This window comes from Flavobacterium orientale (assembly GCF_014638005.1).
GTDB lineage: Bacteria > Bacteroidota > Bacteroidia > Flavobacteriales > Flavobacteriaceae > Flavobacterium > Flavobacterium orientale.
Genome location: NZ_BMFG01000002.1, coordinates 62,624 through 81,526, shown reverse-complemented (window position 1 = coordinate 81,526; position 18,903 = coordinate 62,624). Strand labels below are relative to the sequence as shown.

19 protein-coding genes are annotated in these 18,903 nt (G+C 35.8%); 18 read left to right on the top strand and 1 reads right to left on the bottom strand.

Annotated features, from left to right (window positions below):
• Positions 1–89 precede the first annotated feature (89 nt).
• Positions 90–3,347, top strand: coding sequence for a S41 family peptidase (locus tag IEV15_RS02895; protein ID WP_188361005.1), 3,258 nt, complete (start codon positions 90–92; stop codon positions 3,345–3,347).
• 174 nt (positions 3,348–3,521) lie between these two features.
• On the opposite strand, the gene IEV15_RS02890 is transcribed toward IEV15_RS02895, so the two are convergent.
• On the bottom strand, positions 3,522–5,102 hold the full coding sequence (locus IEV15_RS02890; protein WP_188361004.1) for an NADP-dependent glyceraldehyde-3-phosphate dehydrogenase: 1,581 nt from the start codon (positions 5,100–5,102) through the stop codon (positions 3,522–3,524).
• A 524-nt stretch (positions 5,103–5,626) separates the two neighbouring features.
• Between IEV15_RS02890 and IEV15_RS02885 the strand changes: the two genes are divergently transcribed.
• The 17 genes from IEV15_RS02885 (at position 5,627) to IEV15_RS02805 (ending at position 18,468) form a co-directional block, all read left to right on the top strand.
• Positions 5,627–7,276: a tetratricopeptide repeat-containing sensor histidine kinase gene (locus tag IEV15_RS02885; protein ID WP_188361003.1), complete on the top strand. Its 1,650-nt coding sequence runs from the start codon at positions 5,627–5,629 to the stop codon at positions 7,274–7,276.
• Positions 7,277–7,282: 6 nt separating this feature from the next.
• Complete coding sequence (locus IEV15_RS02880) at positions 7,283–7,951, top strand: response regulator transcription factor (RefSeq protein WP_188361002.1); 669 nt, start codon at positions 7,283–7,285, stop codon at positions 7,949–7,951.
• 418 nt (positions 7,952–8,369) lie between these two features.
• Complete coding sequence (locus IEV15_RS02875; protein ID WP_188361001.1) at positions 8,370–8,729, top strand: YegP family protein; 360 nt, start codon at positions 8,370–8,372, stop codon at positions 8,727–8,729.
• A 247-nt stretch (positions 8,730–8,976) separates the two neighbouring features.
• A complete protein-coding gene (locus tag IEV15_RS02870; RefSeq protein WP_188361000.1) occupies positions 8,977–9,183 on the top strand; it encodes a hypothetical protein in 207 nt (68 codons plus the stop codon).
• Positions 9,184–9,190: 7 nt separating this feature from the next.
• A complete protein-coding gene (locus IEV15_RS02865) occupies positions 9,191–10,246 on the top strand; it encodes a type I restriction endonuclease (RefSeq protein WP_229734082.1) in 1,056 nt (351 codons plus the stop codon).
• A gap of 15 nt (positions 10,247–10,261) precedes the next feature.
• Positions 10,262–10,693, top strand: a complete 432-nt coding sequence (locus tag IEV15_RS02860) for a hypothetical protein (RefSeq protein ID WP_229734081.1) — start codon at positions 10,262–10,264, stop codon at positions 10,691–10,693.
• A gap of 2 nt (positions 10,694–10,695) precedes the next feature.
• Positions 10,696–11,034: a hypothetical protein gene (locus IEV15_RS02855; RefSeq protein ID WP_188360998.1), complete on the top strand. Its 339-nt coding sequence runs from the start codon at positions 10,696–10,698 to the stop codon at positions 11,032–11,034.
• 2 nt (positions 11,035–11,036) lie between these two features.
• Positions 11,037–11,588 (top strand): hypothetical protein, encoded by a 552-nt coding sequence (locus tag IEV15_RS02850; RefSeq protein WP_188360997.1) that lies wholly within the window; start codon positions 11,037–11,039, stop codon positions 11,586–11,588.
• A 5-nt stretch (positions 11,589–11,593) separates the two neighbouring features.
• On the top strand, positions 11,594–11,812 hold the full coding sequence (locus IEV15_RS02845; RefSeq protein WP_188360996.1) for a KTSC domain-containing protein: 219 nt from the start codon (positions 11,594–11,596) through the stop codon (positions 11,810–11,812).
• Position 11,813: 1 nt separating this feature from the next.
• Complete coding sequence (locus IEV15_RS02840; RefSeq protein WP_188360995.1) at positions 11,814–12,029, top strand: hypothetical protein; 216 nt, start codon at positions 11,814–11,816, stop codon at positions 12,027–12,029.
• Complete coding sequence (locus IEV15_RS02835) at positions 12,022–14,328, top strand: AAA family ATPase (protein ID WP_188360994.1); 2,307 nt, start codon at positions 12,022–12,024, stop codon at positions 14,326–14,328. Before IEV15_RS02840 ends, IEV15_RS02835 begins: the two co-directional genes overlap by 8 nt.
• A 2-nt stretch (positions 14,329–14,330) precedes the next feature.
• On the top strand, positions 14,331–15,362 hold the full coding sequence (locus IEV15_RS02830; protein WP_188360993.1) for a hypothetical protein: 1,032 nt from the start codon (positions 14,331–14,333) through the stop codon (positions 15,360–15,362).
• Positions 15,363–15,752: 390 nt separating this feature from the next.
• Positions 15,753–16,292: a hypothetical protein gene (locus IEV15_RS02825; RefSeq protein WP_229734080.1), complete on the top strand. Its 540-nt coding sequence runs from the start codon at positions 15,753–15,755 to the stop codon at positions 16,290–16,292.
• Between the two features lie 12 nt (positions 16,293–16,304).
• Positions 16,305–16,700: a helix-turn-helix domain-containing protein gene (locus tag IEV15_RS02820; RefSeq protein ID WP_188360991.1), complete on the top strand. Its 396-nt coding sequence runs from the start codon at positions 16,305–16,307 to the stop codon at positions 16,698–16,700.
• The gene (locus IEV15_RS02815; RefSeq protein WP_188360990.1) at positions 16,690–17,133 is read left to right on the top strand and encodes a hypothetical protein; all 444 of its coding nucleotides are present in this window, start codon (positions 16,690–16,692) and stop codon (positions 17,131–17,133) included. Before IEV15_RS02820 ends, IEV15_RS02815 begins: the two co-directional genes overlap by 11 nt.
• A 145-nt stretch (positions 17,134–17,278) precedes the next feature.
• Complete coding sequence (locus IEV15_RS02810; protein WP_188360989.1) at positions 17,279–18,076, top strand: endonuclease/exonuclease/phosphatase family protein; 798 nt, start codon at positions 17,279–17,281, stop codon at positions 18,074–18,076.
• A gap of 182 nt (positions 18,077–18,258) precedes the next feature.
• Positions 18,259–18,468 carry a hypothetical protein gene (locus IEV15_RS02805; RefSeq protein WP_188360988.1) on the top strand — a complete coding sequence of 70 codons (210 nt, stop codon included), beginning with the start codon at positions 18,259–18,261 and terminating at the stop codon, positions 18,466–18,468.
• The last annotated feature ends 435 nt before the right edge of the window (positions 18,469–18,903 follow it).

The window sequence follows — 18,903 nt, the reverse complement described above, 5'->3', positions numbered from 1 at the left end:
TCTTTAAAAAATGAATTAGTAGTACGCCCCAAAAAAAGAGTATAATTTCAGTCTGTATTCAATAAAAACGTCTAATCAAGCAGAAAAAAATGAAAAATTTCTATTATTTTTTTACTTTTTTGGGAATCACTTGTGCTTCTTTTTCCCAAAATAACCCCCTATGGCTTCGAACTCCGGCCATGTCTCCGGATGGAACAGAAATTGCCTTCAGTTATAAAGGCGACTTATTTAAAGTAGCCGCCAATGGAGGAATAGCAGCACCGCTAACACTTCACGAAGCATATGATGCTACTCCTGTTTGGAGTCCCGATGGCAAACAAATTGCTTTTGCCAGTGATCGATACGGAAACCTTGATGTTTTTGTCCTGCCTTCAATAGGAGGCGAGGCTCTGCGTTTAACTACGCATTCCGGAAACGATATACCTTCGGCTTTTTCTCCCGATGGGAAAGAAGTGATTTTTAGCGGAAATAGAAATGATTTACAATCCTCTGTCCGATTCCCAAATAAAGGGCTCTTCCGTGCACTCTACAAAGTGCCGGTATCAGGTGGTAGAAATATTTTGATTTCAACTGCCGGATTGCAATTTGCCAACTTTGATCCAACAGGCGAAAACATCGTGTTTCAAGATCGAAAAGGATACGAAGATGAATGGAGAAAAAGGCACACCTCTTCCGTAACGCGTGATATTTGGATTTACAATACTAAATCGGAAAAATATACGCAAATAAGTGACTTCGAAGGGGAAGATCGCGAACCTGTTTTTTCAACAGACGGAAAATCGATATATTACCTTAGCGAAAAAAAAGGAGCCCAAAATGTGTTTAAAAAAAATATAGCGACCAAAAGCGAAGTACAGCTAACTTTTTTCAAAGACCATCCCGTTCGTCACTTGAGCCGCTCCAAAAGTGATAAGCTTTGCTTTACCTGGAATGGTGAAATATATACAATGACAGAAGGGCAACAACCGGCTAAAGTAAATGTAGTGATCAACGCTGATTTTAGAGGAAATGAGGAAAAAATTGTTTCCGTAAAAGACGGTGCTACCGAAATGGCTTTGGCCCCCAACGGAAAAGAAATTGCTTTTGTGTTTAGAGGTGAAGTATTTGTGACTTCAACAGACAACAACCAAACCAAGCGAATTACCAACACGCCCGCTCAAGAAAGAACGATAAGCTGGGGTTCAGATAGCAGGACTCTTTTTTACGCAACGGAAAGAGGAGAAAGTTGGGACATCTACAAAGCAACAATCAATCGCAAAGAAGACCCCTACTTTTTTGCCGCAACACAAATTGATGAAGAAGGTGTCATTACTACCGACAAAGATGAGTTCCAACCACAGGTTTCACCCGATGGGAAAGAAATTGCCTATCTGGAAAACCGCAATGAATTGAAAGTGTTCAACCTACAAAATAAAACAGCACGAACAATTATTCCGCTGGGAGAAAACTTCTCTTATGCAGATGGCGACCAATACTATGAATGGAGCCCCGATAGCAAATCAATTATCGCCCGCAGTTCGCAAGGAACATTTGGAAATGGTCATTTAGTGTGGTACGATGCTACAGGAAACAAACCCGGAATCAATGTAAATAAAAGTGGTTTCGTGGATAGTAATCCACATTGGATGCTCAAAGGAAAAGCCCTTACATGGGCATCCGGCAGGGAAGGGAAAAAACCATTGGCAATCCAAGGTCCTCGAGAATTAGATATATATGCGGTCTTTTTCAGTCAAGAGGAATATGATCGCTTTACCTTAAGCAAAGAAGAATTTGAATTGGTAAAAGAAATAGAAACCAAAGAAAAAGAAGCCAAAGAAAAAGCGGAAAAAGCCAAGGAAAAAGAAAAAAACAAAAAAGACGAAGATAAATCGAAAGAAGAAAAACCCGCTCCACTGGTACTCGATTTTAAAAATTTAAATAATCGAAAAGTTCGCATAACGCCAAGTTCGCTAAACATAACATCCTATGCCTTTTCTCCCGATGGGGATAAAATGTATTATATGGCTCGATATGAAGACAAACACAACGTATGGAGCCTTGATACTAGAACCAAAGAAATACAATCCTTGGCAAAAACAAACAGCTCATCCGGTTCAATTGAACTAAGCAAAGACGGAAAAATCCTTTTTGTATTAGCCGATGGAAAAATAACGAAAATTGAAACGGCGGGAGGAAAAACAACGAATGTAGGGATTTCAGAAGAAATGATTGTAAACACAGCGGGCGAAAGAAACTACATTTTTCACCATGCGTGGCGTCAAGTAAAAAATAAATTCTACGACCCGAAACTCCACGGTTTGGATTGGGAAATGTACCGAAATAATTACGCCCGTTTCCTACCACACATCAACAATAACTACGATTTTCAGGAATTATTAAGTGAAATGTTGGGTGAGTTAAATGCGTCGCACACCGGAGGTCGCTATGCACATCGAGCTGAAAATGGTGACCAAACAGCCAGTTTAGGACTTTTCTATGATGAAAAAGCAACAACGGCCGGTTTGAAAATAACCGAAGTAATTGCCGGAGGGCCTATCGATAAATCACAAAGTAAAATAAGAGCCGGTCACATCATTGAAAAAATTGACGGCGTAGAAATTACTTCCGATAAAGATTGGAATGTGCTGTTAAACAGAAAAGTTAAAAAAAATGTATTGGTAAGTGTGTACGACGCTGACAAAAAAAAGCGATGGGATGAAATCGTAAAACCAATAACCCCCGCCGCAGAAAATGCATTGCTTTACAAACGTTGGACAACAACCATGCGAAAAATGACCGACTCCCTAAGTGGTGGAAAAATAGGTTACGTGCATGTGCAAGGAATGAACGACGCAAGCTTCAGAACGGTTTACGATGAAGCATTAGGACTCAATGCCGACAAAGAAGGATTGATTGTAGACACTCGCTTTAATGGAGGCGGAAATTTGCACGAAGACCTCTCGAACTTTCTGGACGGCAAAACCTATGCAACATTTAAACCTTACGGCTTCGAAAGTGGTGGTGGCGAACCCAGAAACAAATGGGTCAAACCAAGTGTAGTACTGATGAGTGAAGGAAACTATTCAGATGCTCATGGCTTTCCGTATGCCTACAGAGCGAAAGGAACCGGTAAATTAATCGGTAAACCCGTTGCAGGAACCATGACGTATGTATGGTGGGAAACCCAAATTGATCCAACCCTCGTTTTCGGAATACCCATGATTGCCTTCTATGGCGTAAAAGAAAATAGACCCCTGGAAAACCTGCAACTGGAACCCGATATCAATGTCGCCACACCTTATGAAGAAATTCTATACGGAAAAGATGCACAACTCAAAGCAGCAGTAAATGAACTCCTGAAAAAATAATATAATAGCTAAACGGACTGTCAGTCACAGTCCGTTTGGATTATTATAAAATAAACCCATATAACTCCAATCATCCTATTTAACCCACCTCAAACCCTTAAACTCTTAAACTCTTAAACTCTTAAACAATTTTAAAGCTTTAAACCTCAGCATCTCAATAACTCAGCACCTCCATCAAAGTATATAATCCGTCGTAATAAAATTCGACTCCTTACTATTCAACAACGCCTGCAAAATTTCATTGTTATAAGCGTTGTCCTTCGAGGCCACAAAGGTTCGTATGGAAAAGGAGCGTAAAGCATCGTGAATACTTAAAGTTCCGACTGCGGAATCTTTCCTCCCGGTAAAGGGATAAATATCAGGACCACGTTGACAAGAACTGTTCAAGTTTACACGACATACCAAATTCACTAACGTATCAATCAAGGGAGCAATAGTTCTAATATCTTGACCAAACAAACTCACTTGCTGGCCATAATTTGACTCTGCCATATCATCAAGCGGTTCTTGAATATTTTTAAAAGATACAATTGGAATTACAGGACCAAATTGCTCTTCGTGATAAACACGCATTTCTTTATTGACAGGAAATAAAACCGCTGGAAAGATATAATTTTCAGAAATCTGACCTCCTTTCGTATTCAAAATTGCTGCTCCGTGAAGTTGAGCATCATCTAGTAATGCTTTAATGTAATTGGGTTTGTCCTGTTCCGGTAAAGGAGTCAATAGCACACCTTCTTCCCATGGATTTCCGAAAGGCAGTGCATCTACTTTTTCAGCAAATCTTCGGTTGAACTCTGTGGCAATACTTTCATGAACATAAATTATTTTTAGAGCAGTACACCGTTGTCCGTTAAACGAAAGTGTTCCTGTAATACACTCCTGAATAGCTAAATCCAAATCAGCATCCGCCAAAACGATGGCAGGGTTTTTAGCTTCAAGCCCTAAAATTAATCGCAACCTATTTTTATTCGGATGCTGGTCTTGCAAAGCAATTGCCGAAGTACTATTTCCAATCAACGCTAAAACCGCAACTTTTCCTGATTTCATAATCGGTGAGGCAACTTCTCTTCCTCTACCGTAAATGATATTGATAACGCCTTTTGGAAAACTGTTTTGAAAAGCCTCCATCAAAGGAGAAAGTAGTAAAACACCATGCTTTGCCGGTTTAAAAATAACCGTGTTTCCCATAATAATGGCAGGTATTAACAACGCAAAAGTTTCATTCAATGGATAATTATAAGGCCCCAAACACAACACTACCCCTAATGGTCCTCTACGCACCATCGCATTAACACCCTGACTCTTTGTGAATCGGGCACTATTCCGGTCCAACTGTTTGTAATCTTCAATAGTATCATAAATATAATCGACCGTACGGTCAAATTCTTTTTCAGAATCAGGTAATGATTTACCAATTTCCCACATCAAATACTTCACAACCTCAGTACGTGTAGCCTTCATTTGTGTTACAAAAGTCTCCATACATTTGATACGGTCAACTACTTTCATCGTCGGCCATAATCCCTGCCCATTATCATAGGCCTTTTCTGCGGCTGAAACCACTTCAAAAGCCGATTCCTCTCCCATTGAAGGAATAGTCCCCAACAAGGTAGGAGCATAGTCGGAAGTGGAGGAAATAGTAGAATAAACGGGAGTTGTTGCTCCTGTCCATTTTTTCAAAACACCATCCACTAAGTAAGCATCTTGATGCAAAAGAGTGTCAATCTGAAAAGCCAAAGGAATCGTTTTCATAGTTTTTTCTATAAATCTAGTAATTCTTAACCAAAAGAGGGTTGTATATTCTTGAAAGAAATGAACTAAAACGATATAGAAAGTAATCAAGCTGAATAACTTCAGAAATTTTTGATAAAACACGCTAAATCAATACCCAATCGTGAAGTTAATTTTCTGAATAGTGCATTCAAAATGATGTAAATGCAAATTTTAATAATAAAATGAAATACCCCAACGTGTGCCTAGATTAAATAACCCAAATCCGCGTTAATCCATTTAAATCCGTCTATATCCGTGGCAAAAAAAATTCATAAAACCTTCTAGATTACCCCCAAGCAACCCAACCCCCAACTGAAAACCAAATAACTACAAACGCCCTGATTTTGCTTCTGCCTAGACAGACTGGGCCTGCCTACCTTCAGGTAGGGCAAACAAAATCAGGTAGCACCCAACCCGTCTTAATACTTAATACTCCAATCTTAATACCAAGCTATTCACTAATCACTAACCACTAATCACCAAATTTTCACTACTTTCGAAAAATGAATCACAAATCAATTTATTTCCCCTTTTTCATAGGTTGCTGGCTCATAACACTATGGTCCTGTCAAGAGCAAAACGTTCTTAACAAAAACGAACAATACAGCAAAAACAATGAACTAGGACAAATATACTTGGCTAAACTACAATTAGACAGTGCATTCTATTATTTTACGGAAGCCAAAAACAACTGCACCGATACCAAAGGCGAACAATGGGCCTATACCATCTATCAAATTGCCAATATCCAACAAATCAATGGCGACTATGCGGGATGTGAAGAGACACTCACCGAAGCAATAGCCAACTATACCGGCCAAACCTATTGGCCCTACCTCTATAACATGCTCGCCATTAACTATGAAAAACAAGACGAATTCCAGTTGGCCATAGAGAATTACAATAACGCCCAAAACGCAACCATTGATACCGTCCAAAAACTACTGTTTCAAAACAACAAAGCACTCGTCCATTTAGAACAAAAAAAATATACAAAAGCCATACAGCTCCTCAACCCATTACTGGAAAACGAAGGCGTAAAAAACAACACACTCGAATATGCAAGAATGTTAGACAATCTGGGTTACGCCAACTATAAAAACAACCCTAATACCGGTTTTGAAGACATGTATAAAGCATGGCAACTTCGCGACAGCCTCGCTGACGACATGGGGTTAATCGCCTCCAACATGCACCTCTCAGAATACTACCATCAAAAAGAAGTCGCTTTGGCACAAAAACACGCCCTAAACGCCTATCTGGCTGCAGTAAAAATGAACAGCCCTGACGATAAATTGGAAGCGTTAAAATGGCTGACGACCCATTCCAACGAATCCGATGCTAAAAAATACCTGGAAGAATATTTCGAACGCAACGAACAAATCAATCGGGAGCGAAATACAGCCAAAAATCAATTTGCTAAAATTAAATACGACGCCGGTTTTGCCAAACAAGAAGCCATAAAATACAAAAACCAAAAAGTGTTTCTTTTAATTTTGATAGGTTTAATAATTCTTGTTGCTTTCTTGCTTTACAAACTATACCAAACAAAAAACAAACGAAAACTACAACAATCCACCTATTTGACCGAAACACGAATCTCCAAACGAATCCATGACGAACTCGCAAACGATGTGTTCAACACCATGACCTACGCTCAAACACAAAACTTGGAAAACCCCAACAACAAAGAACTACTGGTCGACAATCTGGAAAACATCTACAAACGAACACGAGACATTTCCAAAGAAAACAGCGACATCAGAACCAACGAGCACTTCGAATCCGATTTGGTGCAAATGATAGAAAGCTATACCGATACAACCAGGAGCGTGATTCGAAAAGTAAATCAGGAAATAAACTGGAAAAAAATCACAGCAGAAAAAAAAATCGCACTGTTCCGTGTCGTCCAGGAATTGCTTATCAACACTACAAAACACAGTCAGGCAACCCTTGTAATTATTGACATCACCGAAAAAAACAACACGCTTGTCATCACATTCACCGACAACGGAATCGGACTAAAAAACACCCAAAATCACAAATCCGGACTACAGAATGCGGAAAACCGTATTCAGGCCATAAAAGGAACACTTACTTTTGACACATCCCTACAAAAAGGATGCAAAGCAATACTAATGATACCAATATAAAGTACGATGTTTCAAAAAGTTTTAATCGCCGAAGACCTTGATGCTATAAACCTGGCTGTACAACATGTAACGGCAGAATTGCAAATTACCACCATCCACCACGACAAATATTGTGACGAAGCCCTGCTTAAAATTCGCAAAGCAGTAGCCGACAACGAACCCTATGAGCTACTCATCTCCGACCTTTCCTTTAAAGACGATGGGAAGAAAGTAAAACTACACTCGGGCGAACAACTAATAGACGCCGTAAAACAAATCCAACCTAACATAAAAGTCTTGGTATATTCGGTGGAAGATAAAAATTACCGCATCAAATCACTTTTTGACAACCAAAAAATCAATGCCTTCATACTCAAAAGCAGAGACAGCATCTACCAATTAAAAAAAGCAGTACAAACCATCTACAACTCCGACAGTCCCTACATTATTCCGGAGTTAGCCCACGTACTCCAAGACAAAACAGCGGCAGCCATTGACAACATCGACATCGAAATCATCAAACACCTCGCAGCAGGAATCGCCCAAGAAGACATGGAAAACGCCTTCAAACAAAAAGGCATCACCCCCAACAGCAAAAGCACCATCGAAAAACGAGTAAGCAAACTCAAAATCCTTTTCCGAGCCAACAACACCATCCACCTCATCGCCATCACCAAAGACCTAGGTATTATCTAAAAAGACCCTGTCATTCCGCAAGATGTCGAAGACCACACTGTCATTCCGCGGGATGTCGCAGACAAAATTGTATCATCCCAGACGGAAGACACGAGCGATAGCGAACTGGCGAAGCAAACCTCCTACGCAGTAGGCAACTCCCCACACAGTTTGTCATTCCGCAAGATGTCGAAGACGAAATAGGAACCTCCTACGCAGTAGGCAGCTCCCCACACAGTTTGTCTCCCCCCGTATGTCACGCCCAGTTTGTCATCCCGACGTAAGGAGGGATCCCATAATCCCTTTCCTCAAACATATACAACAACCTATATCAGGAACCAATTTTTCTCTTGCCTCTTGCCTCATGCCTCTTGCCTCTTGCCTTTTTTTCACCCCATTACGGTTTCCCGTAAAATCCCCACCCCAACACCTCTTAACTTTGAAAAAAACAACCCCACCCAAAACCAAAATGCCACATTTCACCATCCAACAACAAGAAAACCACACCTGGTTCTACCAACTCCTTACCTCGGAAGGACACATCCTCCTCAACGGAACACCACACGAATTCAAACAAAGCTGCCTAGGCGAAATACTCTCTGTCAAAATGAACAGTAGCTACAAAGAAAATTACGAGATAAGCCAATCGCATAAAAAGAAACACTTTTTTACGCTTCGTTCTATGGGAAGCCAAAAAGTAATTGGCACTAGTGAACTCTTCAACAACGCTGAAGATTGCCTTAAAACAAGTAATCGGGTAAGAAAAGAAGCCGAAAATGCCGAGATAGTAGCAACTTGATCAAAATAATCAAATCAACCTCCAATCAAATCCCCCGTACGGACAGGTCGCGACCTGTCCTTCCCAAAAACTGCTAAATCTAAACAAAAGAAAAAGCACCCGTTTACACCTCTTAGCGTCTCCTACTAGAAAAAACAAAGCATCTTAAATAGCTTAATGCTCAAAAAAATCCTCCCATTACGGAAAACCGTAAAAAAGTGATTTTGAATGTCTTTAAGTTTGTTATGCAACAAAAAACAAATAACTCATGAAGCTTTATTACGTAAACAAAAAAGCCCAACCAAACGGAGACCATGAAGTACATACATCCGATTGTAACTTTCTAAAAATTGTAGATAACAAATTATACTTAGGCCTTTTTGCAACCTGTAACAAAGCTGTAGAAGAAGCAAAAAAAACGTATAAACAATCCAATGGCTGCTATTACTGTTGTAATGAATGTCATACTAAATAAATTTAATATGGAACTACAACCTCAACTCAAAGCCCTAGCCGAAAAAATCAACTTACTAAAAGACAAAATCAACACAGAAGAATCAACCAAACACGCGTTTGTATTGCCTTTTATCAATATTTTAGGCTACGATTCCTTTAACCCAACCGAAGTCGTACCCGAATTTACAGCCGATTTGGGCATTAAAAAAGGGGAAAAAGTAGATTATGCCATTTACCAAAATGGAGATCCCATACTAATAATCGAATGCAAAAACTGGAAAGAAAAGTTAACGGTGCATAATTCACAACTTTTCCGCTACTTCCATGTAACAAAAACCCGCTTTTCATTATTGACAAACGGCATCCATTACCAGTTTTTCACTGACTTAGAACATCCCAATAAGATGGATGAAAAGCCATTCTTTGAATTTGAAGTAACCAATTTGAAAGACAATGTAGTAAATGAAATCGCCAAGTTTCATAAATCCACTTTTGATGTCAATAAAATTGTAAACAATGCTAGCTCACTAAAATATACCAAAGAAATCAAACAACAAATTGACAACGAACTCGAAAACCCATCGGCAGAATTTGTCAAACTGTTTGCCAACAAAGTATATTCCGGTAGACTTACCGAAAAGGTAATGGAAGAATTCAAAGAACTAGTGCAAAAAGGCTTCAACCAATCCATCAGCGAAAAAATAAACGACCGATTAAATGCCGCCCTCAACAAAGAAGCCCAGAAACAAAAAGAAGAGCAAATCCATGTCGTTTTAGAAGAAGAAAACCGAATAACCACCACAGAAGAAGAAATGGAAGCCTTCCGAATTGTAATCGCAATCCTCCGAAGAAAACTTCCCGTTGAACGAATAGTCCACCGCGACACCCAATCCTATTTCGGCATCCTATTAGACGACAACAACCGAAAACCCCTATGCCGCTTACACCTCAACGGAAGCAAAAAATACATCGGACTATTCAACGACAACAAAAACGAAACCAAACAAGCCATTCAAAGCATTGATGATATTTATTTGTTTGAAAAAGAGTTGTTGGAGACGGTGAATTTATATGAAGAATAATTAAAATAAGAAAATATGGCAGATAACATACTATCAAAAATAACAACATTTTTAAACAGAATTGTAGATGTTGTTTCACAAGGAAATTTAGAACGAGTTACAATTTTAAATCAATTCAATTTAGTTTTTAGAGAAGCTTATTTTCAAGGAGACTTAGAAAGACTTTGCAGAGTTACAACATCTCCCGGAAATCCAAATTTCAGGCATGAACTAAGTACTTTTTATCTTAGAAGTGGCTTTAAAATTACAATTGAAAATGATGAAAGATTGACAGAATCAGATTTTATTGAAATATCAAGATATGTAATAGAAAGTAAAGCTTTCGTAAGACAATTAATGGCTCTAGGATATGACACTTTGATTATTATTGGAAAAAATTACAGACAAGGACTTCAGATTCCACTAAAGGAAATTGCTAACCTTCAGGAATATATGCTAAACGGATAATCATGAAAACATATTTTATTTATTTCGGAATTATTCTATTCCTTTTTGGAGTTTACTATTTGTTAACTAACAAAAAAAGAAGACTTAGAAGAAATATAAGAAAAAAATTATCTGAAAAAGAAGGAGATAATTTTAAATCTATTTTTAAAAACATGGTTTTTAGTATTTCAAAATCAAAAGAACTCTATAAATCTTTAATTACAAAAGTTCATCCTGATAGATTTACAGACGATAGAAAGTTAAAAGCTGAAGAACTATCAGCTAGAATTACAAAATTTAAAAAAAATTATGATGAATTAATCAAATTAAAAATTGAAGTTGAAAATTTTTTAAACCAATAATTATGAAAAATTATTTAATCATTTTGCTCTTTATAGCAACTACTGTTACTTTCTCACAAGAAACAAAAAAAGAACTTGAAAAAGAAAAAACAAAAATTGATGCTTTTGCATCCAAAACAGGAAGTATAATCAAGTTAACCGACTATAAGCTTTCAGGAATTAAAACACTTTATGGAGGATTGTCTGAAACAAGAATCAGAAAAATAAATTCAGGTTCTTTAGTTAGTTATTTTTTCCAGATTGAAAAGCAAGGAAAATACAGTACTTCAACTGCTTCAATAGAATATTCTGATTTACTAGAAGTAATCAAAGCAATTAATTCTTTAAAAAGCGAAGTTGAAAAAGATCTTGCAACGAACCCAGAGTATCTTGAAAATAAATTTACAACTGTAGATGGTTTTAAGATTGGTTATATGATAAATAAAGGAAAAACTACATGGTTTTTACAACTTGAAAAATATGGCTCAGATAACACCATATTTATAGAAAATCTTCAAATAGTTGAGAAAGCTTTTGAAGAAGCAAAAATTAAAATTGATGAATTAAAAAAATAAAACAAATGGAAAGAAAATCAGTAAGATCATCAAATTTAGTCTCAATTGGCTATGATGTGAATAATAAAATTCTAGAAATCGAATTTCATAACGGAGGAGTTTACCAGTATTCAAATGTTTCATTTGATGTTTATGAAGAGTTAATGGATGCAAAATCACATGGAACCTATTTTTCAGCTAACATAAGAAATAACACTAATTACAAAACTAAAAAGCTTAAATAATATGGAACGATATAGAAATGCAAGTGGAAATTCTGGAGTTTATGGATTTGAAATAGGAAATGACTATATTACGGTCAAATTTAGTACTGGAAGTACATATACGTACAGTTACAGAAAAGCTGGAAGCATGCATGTTGAAAAAATGAAGTCACTAGCGAGAAGAGGTTCAGGACTGAATAGTTATATTAATTCTAATGTAAAATTCAAATATGATTGAAAAAATAGAAGAAATAAAAGATTTTGGAATCTACAAAGATTTTAATTGGGTAACATCTCCAAATATTAAAGATTTCAATTTAAAAAATATCTTTTATGGATGGAATTATTCAGGAAAAACAACATTATCTAGAATATTTAGTTCTTTACGAGACAAAAAACTTCCTGAAAGTTACCAAAACGGTTCATTTAAAATAAAAACTAAAGAAGGTTCTTTTTCTTCAAATAATTTAGATAATTTCCCATATGATATACTTGTTTTTAATTCGGACTATATTTATGAAAATTTAAATTTTAGTACTCATAAAGATTCAACTTCAGACTCAAAAACTATTTTATTTGAAGTAGGTGATAATGCCAAGTATGAAGCCAAAGTCATACAATTAAAATCTCAAATCGAATCTATCAATGGATCAGAAACATTAAAAGGAAAGAAATTTAATTTTTTGAAAAGTATTGATGAGTTTGAAGTATATGATAGAGCAAATTCAGGACATTTTACAGTTTTAGCAAAAAAAATATTAAATGAAGATTTTTTAAGTTTAATAACTTTTACAAAAACTCAATTAAAACCGATAGTTAATTATGTTAAAAAAGATGTTGAGTCATTTATTATAAAAGACAAAAAGCAACTTTCTTCATTAAGTGAAATTGTTAAAACCAGCAATCCAAAAGATAAAATCGAAGAGATTAAATTTTTTCATTCTTACTCTGAAATAATTGAAAAGACAAACCAAATTTTAACTAAAATTCCTGATAATGAATTAATAAATAAATTACTTGATGGTAATATAGAAACATATACTTGGGTTAAAGACGGTCAAAATTTTCACAAACCAAATAGCAAATGTCTTTTTTGTGACAATATAATTACAAAAGAAAGAATTGATTTTCTTAAAGATTATTTTAACAATGAAGCTTCAATACTCAAAGAAAATGCTAACATTCTAAAGAAAATGATTTTTCAGGAAGAACAAAATATTAATCTCATAAACATTCCTTCAAGTTTCAATGACTTTAACTTAGGTTTTACAGAAAACTTTAAAATTCTTAACAAACAATTTTCTAAATCACTATTTGCTTATAAAAAGCACCTTAAATTTTTACTTGTAAAGATTGATGAAAAAATTAATAAATCTCTTTACTTCGATGTGGGTAAAGTGAATGAATTGAAAATAGAAGAAATTGAAAAAACAGTAAAAAACCTTAATGAACTTATAAAAAAGAATAATAATTTTTCTGAAAATTTTAATATTGAAATAGATTCTAAAAGAGATAAATTTAAAAATCATCTAGTAGCTTCATTCCTTAAACGAGAAAAATATTTGTTGAAAGAAAAAAAATATAATAAAGCTATTGTTGAGATTGAAAAACTTAATCTGAAAGTTAAAAAATATGAAGACTTAATTTTTTGGAATGAATCGAGAAAAAGAAGCGACAAAGAAGGTGCATTACAATACTCTAGCTTTATACAAGATTTTCTTTGTAGAGCTGATATAGAAATTAAGTTAGATGATAAAACTAATAAATTTAAATTAATGCGAGATAATGAAAATGCATCTAATTTAAGTGAAGGGGAAAAAACTGCTATTGCATTTTCTCATTTTTTAGTTACAATTAAATCACTAGAATCAATTGGAAAATTTAAGGACTATGTTGTTTTTATTGATGACCCAATGTCAAGCTTAGATTCTAATCATGTATTTCAAATTAATTCATTTATTAAAGAGTTTTTCTTTGGAAAGGGACCCAATCCTGATCCTAAGCAAAAAGCCTTATTAAATATTGTGAAATGTAAACAACTATTTATTTCTACGCATAGTTTTGAGTTTTTTAATCTTCTAAAGGAATTACCAATTTCAAAAAACAGTGAATCAAGATATTTTATTTCTAGAATTAAAAATATTGAGAATTTACCAAATGTTTATAATTCTTTTGAATCAGAGTATCAATTTTTATTTAATGAAATAATTACATTTAATAATGACCCTAACAAAAATAATTCGCCAAAATTTCTTATGATGCCAAATATTTTAAGAAGGTTTACAGAAATTTATACACTAACAAAATATCCAAGTGGTGAGCCATTAGAATCAAGAGCTGATAAAGTTTTTAATAAAGTAAAATCTAAAAGAATATTAAAAGCGTTTCATTATTTCAGCCATCTTGATAATATTGATAGAATCGGAAAACAAAGTGAGTTTTTAGCAGATATACCAATCGCATGTTCAACTCTTGTAGAATTTATAAAAACAGAAGACAGAAATCATTTTGAAGCTCTTAATAAAGCAATAAATTAACTATGGCAACAATCAAAATAAACCAACAACTCAAACGCATCGAAATCAAAGAATTTGAAATTGAAAACCCAATCGTTTTCAATTACTTTGATAATTTATCTGCAACGGAGAGAGACGAAAAATTACTTCGTGCCATTTATATTGGTGTTTTAGCATTAATGGAAGATCGAATTTCTGCTTTTTTAGCCAAGACCAATAACGAGTTAGGAACAGAACTAGAAAGTTTGAAAATGATTTTCGAAATGAAAAAAGAGTTGTTTTATAAATCTACTGTTAAAGGAACATTAGCCGAAGATGACATAGCCGATTATTTAAACACCTATTTTTCTGAAAGAAGATTAAAAGATAGGGCTTTTTTAACCGGAAATACTGCCGGAAATTTACCTAAAAACAAAACCGGAGATATTGTTTGTGAAGTTAATGGGTCACCTGATTTAAAAATTGCTATTGAATGTAAATTTGATAAAAGCATCCGATTTGGAGAAATCGAAAACAAAGAAATTTTCACTCGAAAAACAGATACCGCTTGGAGTCAGTTAATTGAATCGCAAGCAAATCGGGATGCAAAAGTAAGTTTGATTGTTTTTGATATTTCATTAGTAGATAATTCCATTCTCAAAAACTTTGATAATGTGGGTTACATTCCCGAAGTGGGTTTTGTAGCGATTATTAATTCGCAAAAAGGAGATTATTCCAACTTAGCGATTGCTTATATGTTGGCAAGAGATATTGCTTTAAATGCGAAAGAATTAGAATTAGACAAAGATGTTTTGGCGATGATAGTCAATAGAATTATTAAAGACATTAACGAAATTCACTCCATAAAATCATTGGTTCTAAATAACATTGAAAACAATAAAGCAATTTTAAAGCAATTGGAAAAATCCATTTTATTAATGGAATTTAATCAAGAATATTTGAAACGTTTTTTAAGTCTTGGAACGCTAACCAAAAAAGACCTATTAGATTTTTATATGGGTGAAGAGATTAAGGATAAATTTAAATTAATTGAAAAGGAAATTGGAGAAATTTAAATTTATTTAAAAACAGATTTTAAATAATTTATAAATAAAATAAATAGTATGGAAAACTCAGAATTGTATTTGATGCTAATTGTAATCTTCATTATACTATCAATCATCATTTTAAGAGAAGTAGTATGTTGGTATTTCAAGATAAACCAAAGGATAGCTTTGCAAGAAAAAACTATTGAACTTCTAACAAAAATAATTGAAAAGAATCAACTTTAATTATGAAATCAATTTTACCCAAGCTGTTTCTGCGTCTCTGACTTCAAAGCAAATAAATTAAATTGAGTCTTTAATTTTACAGACCTGAAAAAAGAATATCCAGTCACAATGGTTTCTCAAATTAAAAAAATAAACTAAAACAGTCACAAAATACACTTAAAAGTGTATTTTTGTTTGCAAACAAATAATAAAGTGAATATATTTGCTCTAGAAGTATGGGATGATGAAGGTGCAAAATGCACTTTTTATACTGTGCGGTATGATGATGCTCAAACCAACGAAACAGATGTATTCTTTGAGAAGTATGATGCGATAGAAGAATTCAAAGAAGCGAATCAAATGTTGTTGTCATTTGTGTTAGTAGCTATCGGAGAACATCATGGAGCAAGAGATGAATTATTTAACAGAGACGAAAACGAAGTGAAAGGATTGCCTGTTCAAGGAAAAAGAACGGTAGAAAAAATTACCTATCATTTTCCTGAATTTCCCTTAAGGCTTTATGCCTTAAAAATTACAAACAATATCGTTATACTTTTCAATGGAGGTATCAAAGATGGCCCAACCAATCAAACCAGTTCCTTACACCTAGAATGGCGAGCAGCTTGTGAATTTGCTAAGCGAATTGAGCAAGCTATTCGCGAAGGTGTAATCAGTGTAGATGAAACAAACAGGAAACTTATTAATTATGATGGTTCAGATGTAATCATCCTCTAAAAAAACAAAACAATGAGAAGCAAAGTAGCACAAAGAATTTTAGCAGAAACACCTGAAGAAACAAAAATATTCGCAAGGTTGTATGCAGACATTGTGGTTCGGGTAAATCAGTTGTTAAAACAAAGCGGTTTTAGTCAAAAAGATTTGGCTGAAAAGCTGGAAAAAAGACCCTCAGAAATTAACAAATGGTTAATTGGCGAACACAATTTTACAATTCGTTCTTTAGCCAAACTAGAGGCAGAATTGGGAGAACCTATTGTTAACGTTCCACAACGCAAACCTATAGGAACAAGTGGATACGTAACCGTATATCGTAACAACAATCCCAGTAATGCGGCTGCATTTACAAAAACTTGGAAAAAATCAAAAACAAATCCTAAAAAATCAACATTAGCCTATGTCAGCTAATTTATTACAACCTGAAAAAATAGAAATTGTTGATTTCAAAATCATCAAAGGACAAATTAACAGTCCTTTCGAGTTTGATGTCACCCAAGTGAACGGACATCTTTTTAATGTCAATTTTGAACTCGGGTTTAATGTTCCCGATAAATTAATTAAAGCTGATTTTTCAGTGAATGTTGAAACCAAAAGCCTCAAAGAAGATACTGAGGAAGCCATTGGAGCATTCAGTTTTGTGTACGTTTTTCACGTAGAGAATATCGAAGAATTGGCTAAAGTAGAACAAGATAACACGGTGACTGTAAGTCCGGCACTTGGTAACGCTCTAGCCTCAATTACCTATTCTACCACAAGAGGAATTTTGATGACGCGATTTCAAGGCACAGCCCTTAGCGGTTTTATTTTACCTGTTATCAATCCTAATAAGTTGATTGAATAAAATTGGGAAGACAACTCATGACTGAAGTCTCGCTCTTCGTCTCTGACTTCGCTGCAAATTAATTGATAGGTGAACTTTCTCAACCGCTTTCGCATCAAGTTGGTTTTTAACAGACAAACAAGAAAGTATTTAAATTTACATTCCTATGAAATTAAAATTACTTCTTTTATTGTTTGCTTTCGGTGTAAACGCCCAACCCACCCTCCTCTCCTGGAACCTCCAAAACCTGGGAGAAAGTAAATCCGACAGCACCCTACGCTTCATCGCCTCACAAATCAAAGACTACCACATCATAGCCCTTCAGGAAATTGTAACCAACCCAAGCGGTGCCCAAGCCGTAGCCCAACTCACCGACCTGCTCAACCGCACCGGAAACAAATGGAGCTATGCCATCAGCGACCCAACAAGCAGCAGTGCCTACAAAACCGAACGCTATGCCTACCTCTGGCAAACCGCCAAAGTAAAGCTAATCGGCAAGCCCTGGCTCGAAAAAAAATACGCCCAAGAAATCGACCGCGAACCCTTCTATGCCACATTCCAATACCAAAACAAACAATTTACAGTGGTCAACTTCCACGCCATCACCAAAAAAAGACAACCCGAAACCGAAATCAAATACTTCAAATACCTACCCGAACAATACCCCAACCTAAACCTAATCTTCGTAGGCGACTTCAATTGCCCCGAAACACACACCGTATTCAACCCACTAAAAAAAATGGGCTACCAACCCGCCTTCGAAAACCAAAAAACAACCCTGCGGTCAAAATGCATCCAACAAGATTGCCTCGCCTCACCCTATGACAACATCTTTTACCACACCCAAAAAATAAAAATCAAACAAAAAGGAATCATCCCCTTCCACGAGAACTTTAAATCACTCAACCAAGCCCGAAAAATCTCCGACCACATCCCCATCTGGATCACCTTCGACCTCCTCTAAACAAAAACTAAAGAAACGCTACAAAACCTAACACACAACGCATATCCACCCAGTCTCCCCCTCCTTTGGAGGGGGTCGGGGGGAGGAAAACAAAACCCATCTCAATTCTTACTGCTTGATAACTAACACTCCACCCCTCAAAAAAATTCCGTATCTTCCCCATTCCTTTTAAATTCTAAAAGATGAAAAAAATAGTTGCACTACTCTTGCTCACGCTACTACTTACCTCCGGAAGTACAGAAAAAGTATACATCTGCAACAGCAAAAATGCCACCAAATACCACAAAAAAGAATTCTGCCGCGGCCTTAACGCCTGCAAAAAAGAAACCGTAAAAGTCACCCTCCAAGAAGCCAAAAACAAAGGCCTAACCCTCTGCAGCTGGGAAGATTAACCTTGTTCTGCGAAGTAGGCTTATTCAAAACTCCCTCCTAACATTCTCTAAGCCCCATCAACCCAACCCCCAACTGAAAACCAAATAACTACAAACGTCCTGATTTTGCTCCCTTTAGGGACGGGGAAAACAAAATCAGGCAGCTCTTAAAACCAAATAACCAAATCCGCGTTAATCCGCAGCAATCCGTTTAAATCCGTGGCAAAAAATACCGCCGCACAAATCTTTTTATGTGCCTCCCGGCAACCCAACCCCCAACTGAAAACCAAATAACGATACACGTCCTGATTTTGCTCCCTTTAGGGCTGGGGAAAACAAAATCAGGCAGCTCTTAAAACGAAATAACCAAATCCGCGTTAATCCGCAGCAATCCGTTTAAATCCGTGGCAAAAAATACCGCCGCACAAATCTTTTTATGTGCCTCCCGGCAACCCA

What these genes read in the sequence shown, in the direction of transcription:
- IEV15_RS02865 (WP_229734082.1), top strand. Translation starts at nt 9,191, where the DNA reads ATGGAACTACAACCTCAACTCAAAGCCCTAGCCGAAAAAATCAACTTA.
- IEV15_RS02830 (WP_188360993.1), top strand. Translation starts at nt 14,331, where the DNA reads ATGGCAACAATCAAAATAAACCAACAACTCAAACGCATCGAAATCAAA.
- IEV15_RS02805 (WP_188360988.1), top strand. Translation starts at nt 18,259, where the DNA reads ATGAAAAAAATAGTTGCACTACTCTTGCTCACGCTACTACTTACCTCC.
- IEV15_RS02820 (WP_188360991.1), top strand. Translation starts at nt 16,305, where the DNA reads ATGAGAAGCAAAGTAGCACAAAGAATTTTAGCAGAAACACCTGAAGAA.
- IEV15_RS02855 (WP_188360998.1), top strand. Translation starts at nt 10,696, where the DNA reads ATGAAAACATATTTTATTTATTTCGGAATTATTCTATTCCTTTTTGGA.
- IEV15_RS02815 (WP_188360990.1), top strand. Translation starts at nt 16,690, where the DNA reads ATGTCAGCTAATTTATTACAACCTGAAAAAATAGAAATTGTTGATTTC.
- IEV15_RS02890 (WP_188361004.1), bottom strand. Translation starts at nt 5,102, where the DNA reads ATGAAAACGATTCCTTTGGCTTTTCAGATTGACACTCTTTTGCATCAA.
- IEV15_RS02880 (WP_188361002.1), top strand. Translation starts at nt 7,283, where the DNA reads ATGTTTCAAAAAGTTTTAATCGCCGAAGACCTTGATGCTATAAACCTG.
- IEV15_RS02850 (WP_188360997.1), top strand. Translation starts at nt 11,037, where the DNA reads ATGAAAAATTATTTAATCATTTTGCTCTTTATAGCAACTACTGTTACT.
- IEV15_RS02860 (WP_229734081.1), top strand. Translation starts at nt 10,262, where the DNA reads ATGGCAGATAACATACTATCAAAAATAACAACATTTTTAAACAGAATT.
- IEV15_RS02845 (WP_188360996.1), top strand. Translation starts at nt 11,594, where the DNA reads ATGGAAAGAAAATCAGTAAGATCATCAAATTTAGTCTCAATTGGCTAT.
- IEV15_RS02895 (WP_188361005.1), top strand. Translation starts at nt 90, where the DNA reads ATGAAAAATTTCTATTATTTTTTTACTTTTTTGGGAATCACTTGTGCT.
- IEV15_RS02810 (WP_188360989.1), top strand. Translation starts at nt 17,279, where the DNA reads ATGAAATTAAAATTACTTCTTTTATTGTTTGCTTTCGGTGTAAACGCC.
- IEV15_RS02835 (WP_188360994.1), top strand. Translation starts at nt 12,022, where the DNA reads ATGATTGAAAAAATAGAAGAAATAAAAGATTTTGGAATCTACAAAGAT.
- IEV15_RS02870 (WP_188361000.1), top strand. Translation starts at nt 8,977, where the DNA reads ATGAAGCTTTATTACGTAAACAAAAAAGCCCAACCAAACGGAGACCAT.
- IEV15_RS02885 (WP_188361003.1), top strand. Translation starts at nt 5,627, where the DNA reads ATGAATCACAAATCAATTTATTTCCCCTTTTTCATAGGTTGCTGGCTC.
- IEV15_RS02840 (WP_188360995.1), top strand. Translation starts at nt 11,814, where the DNA reads ATGGAACGATATAGAAATGCAAGTGGAAATTCTGGAGTTTATGGATTT.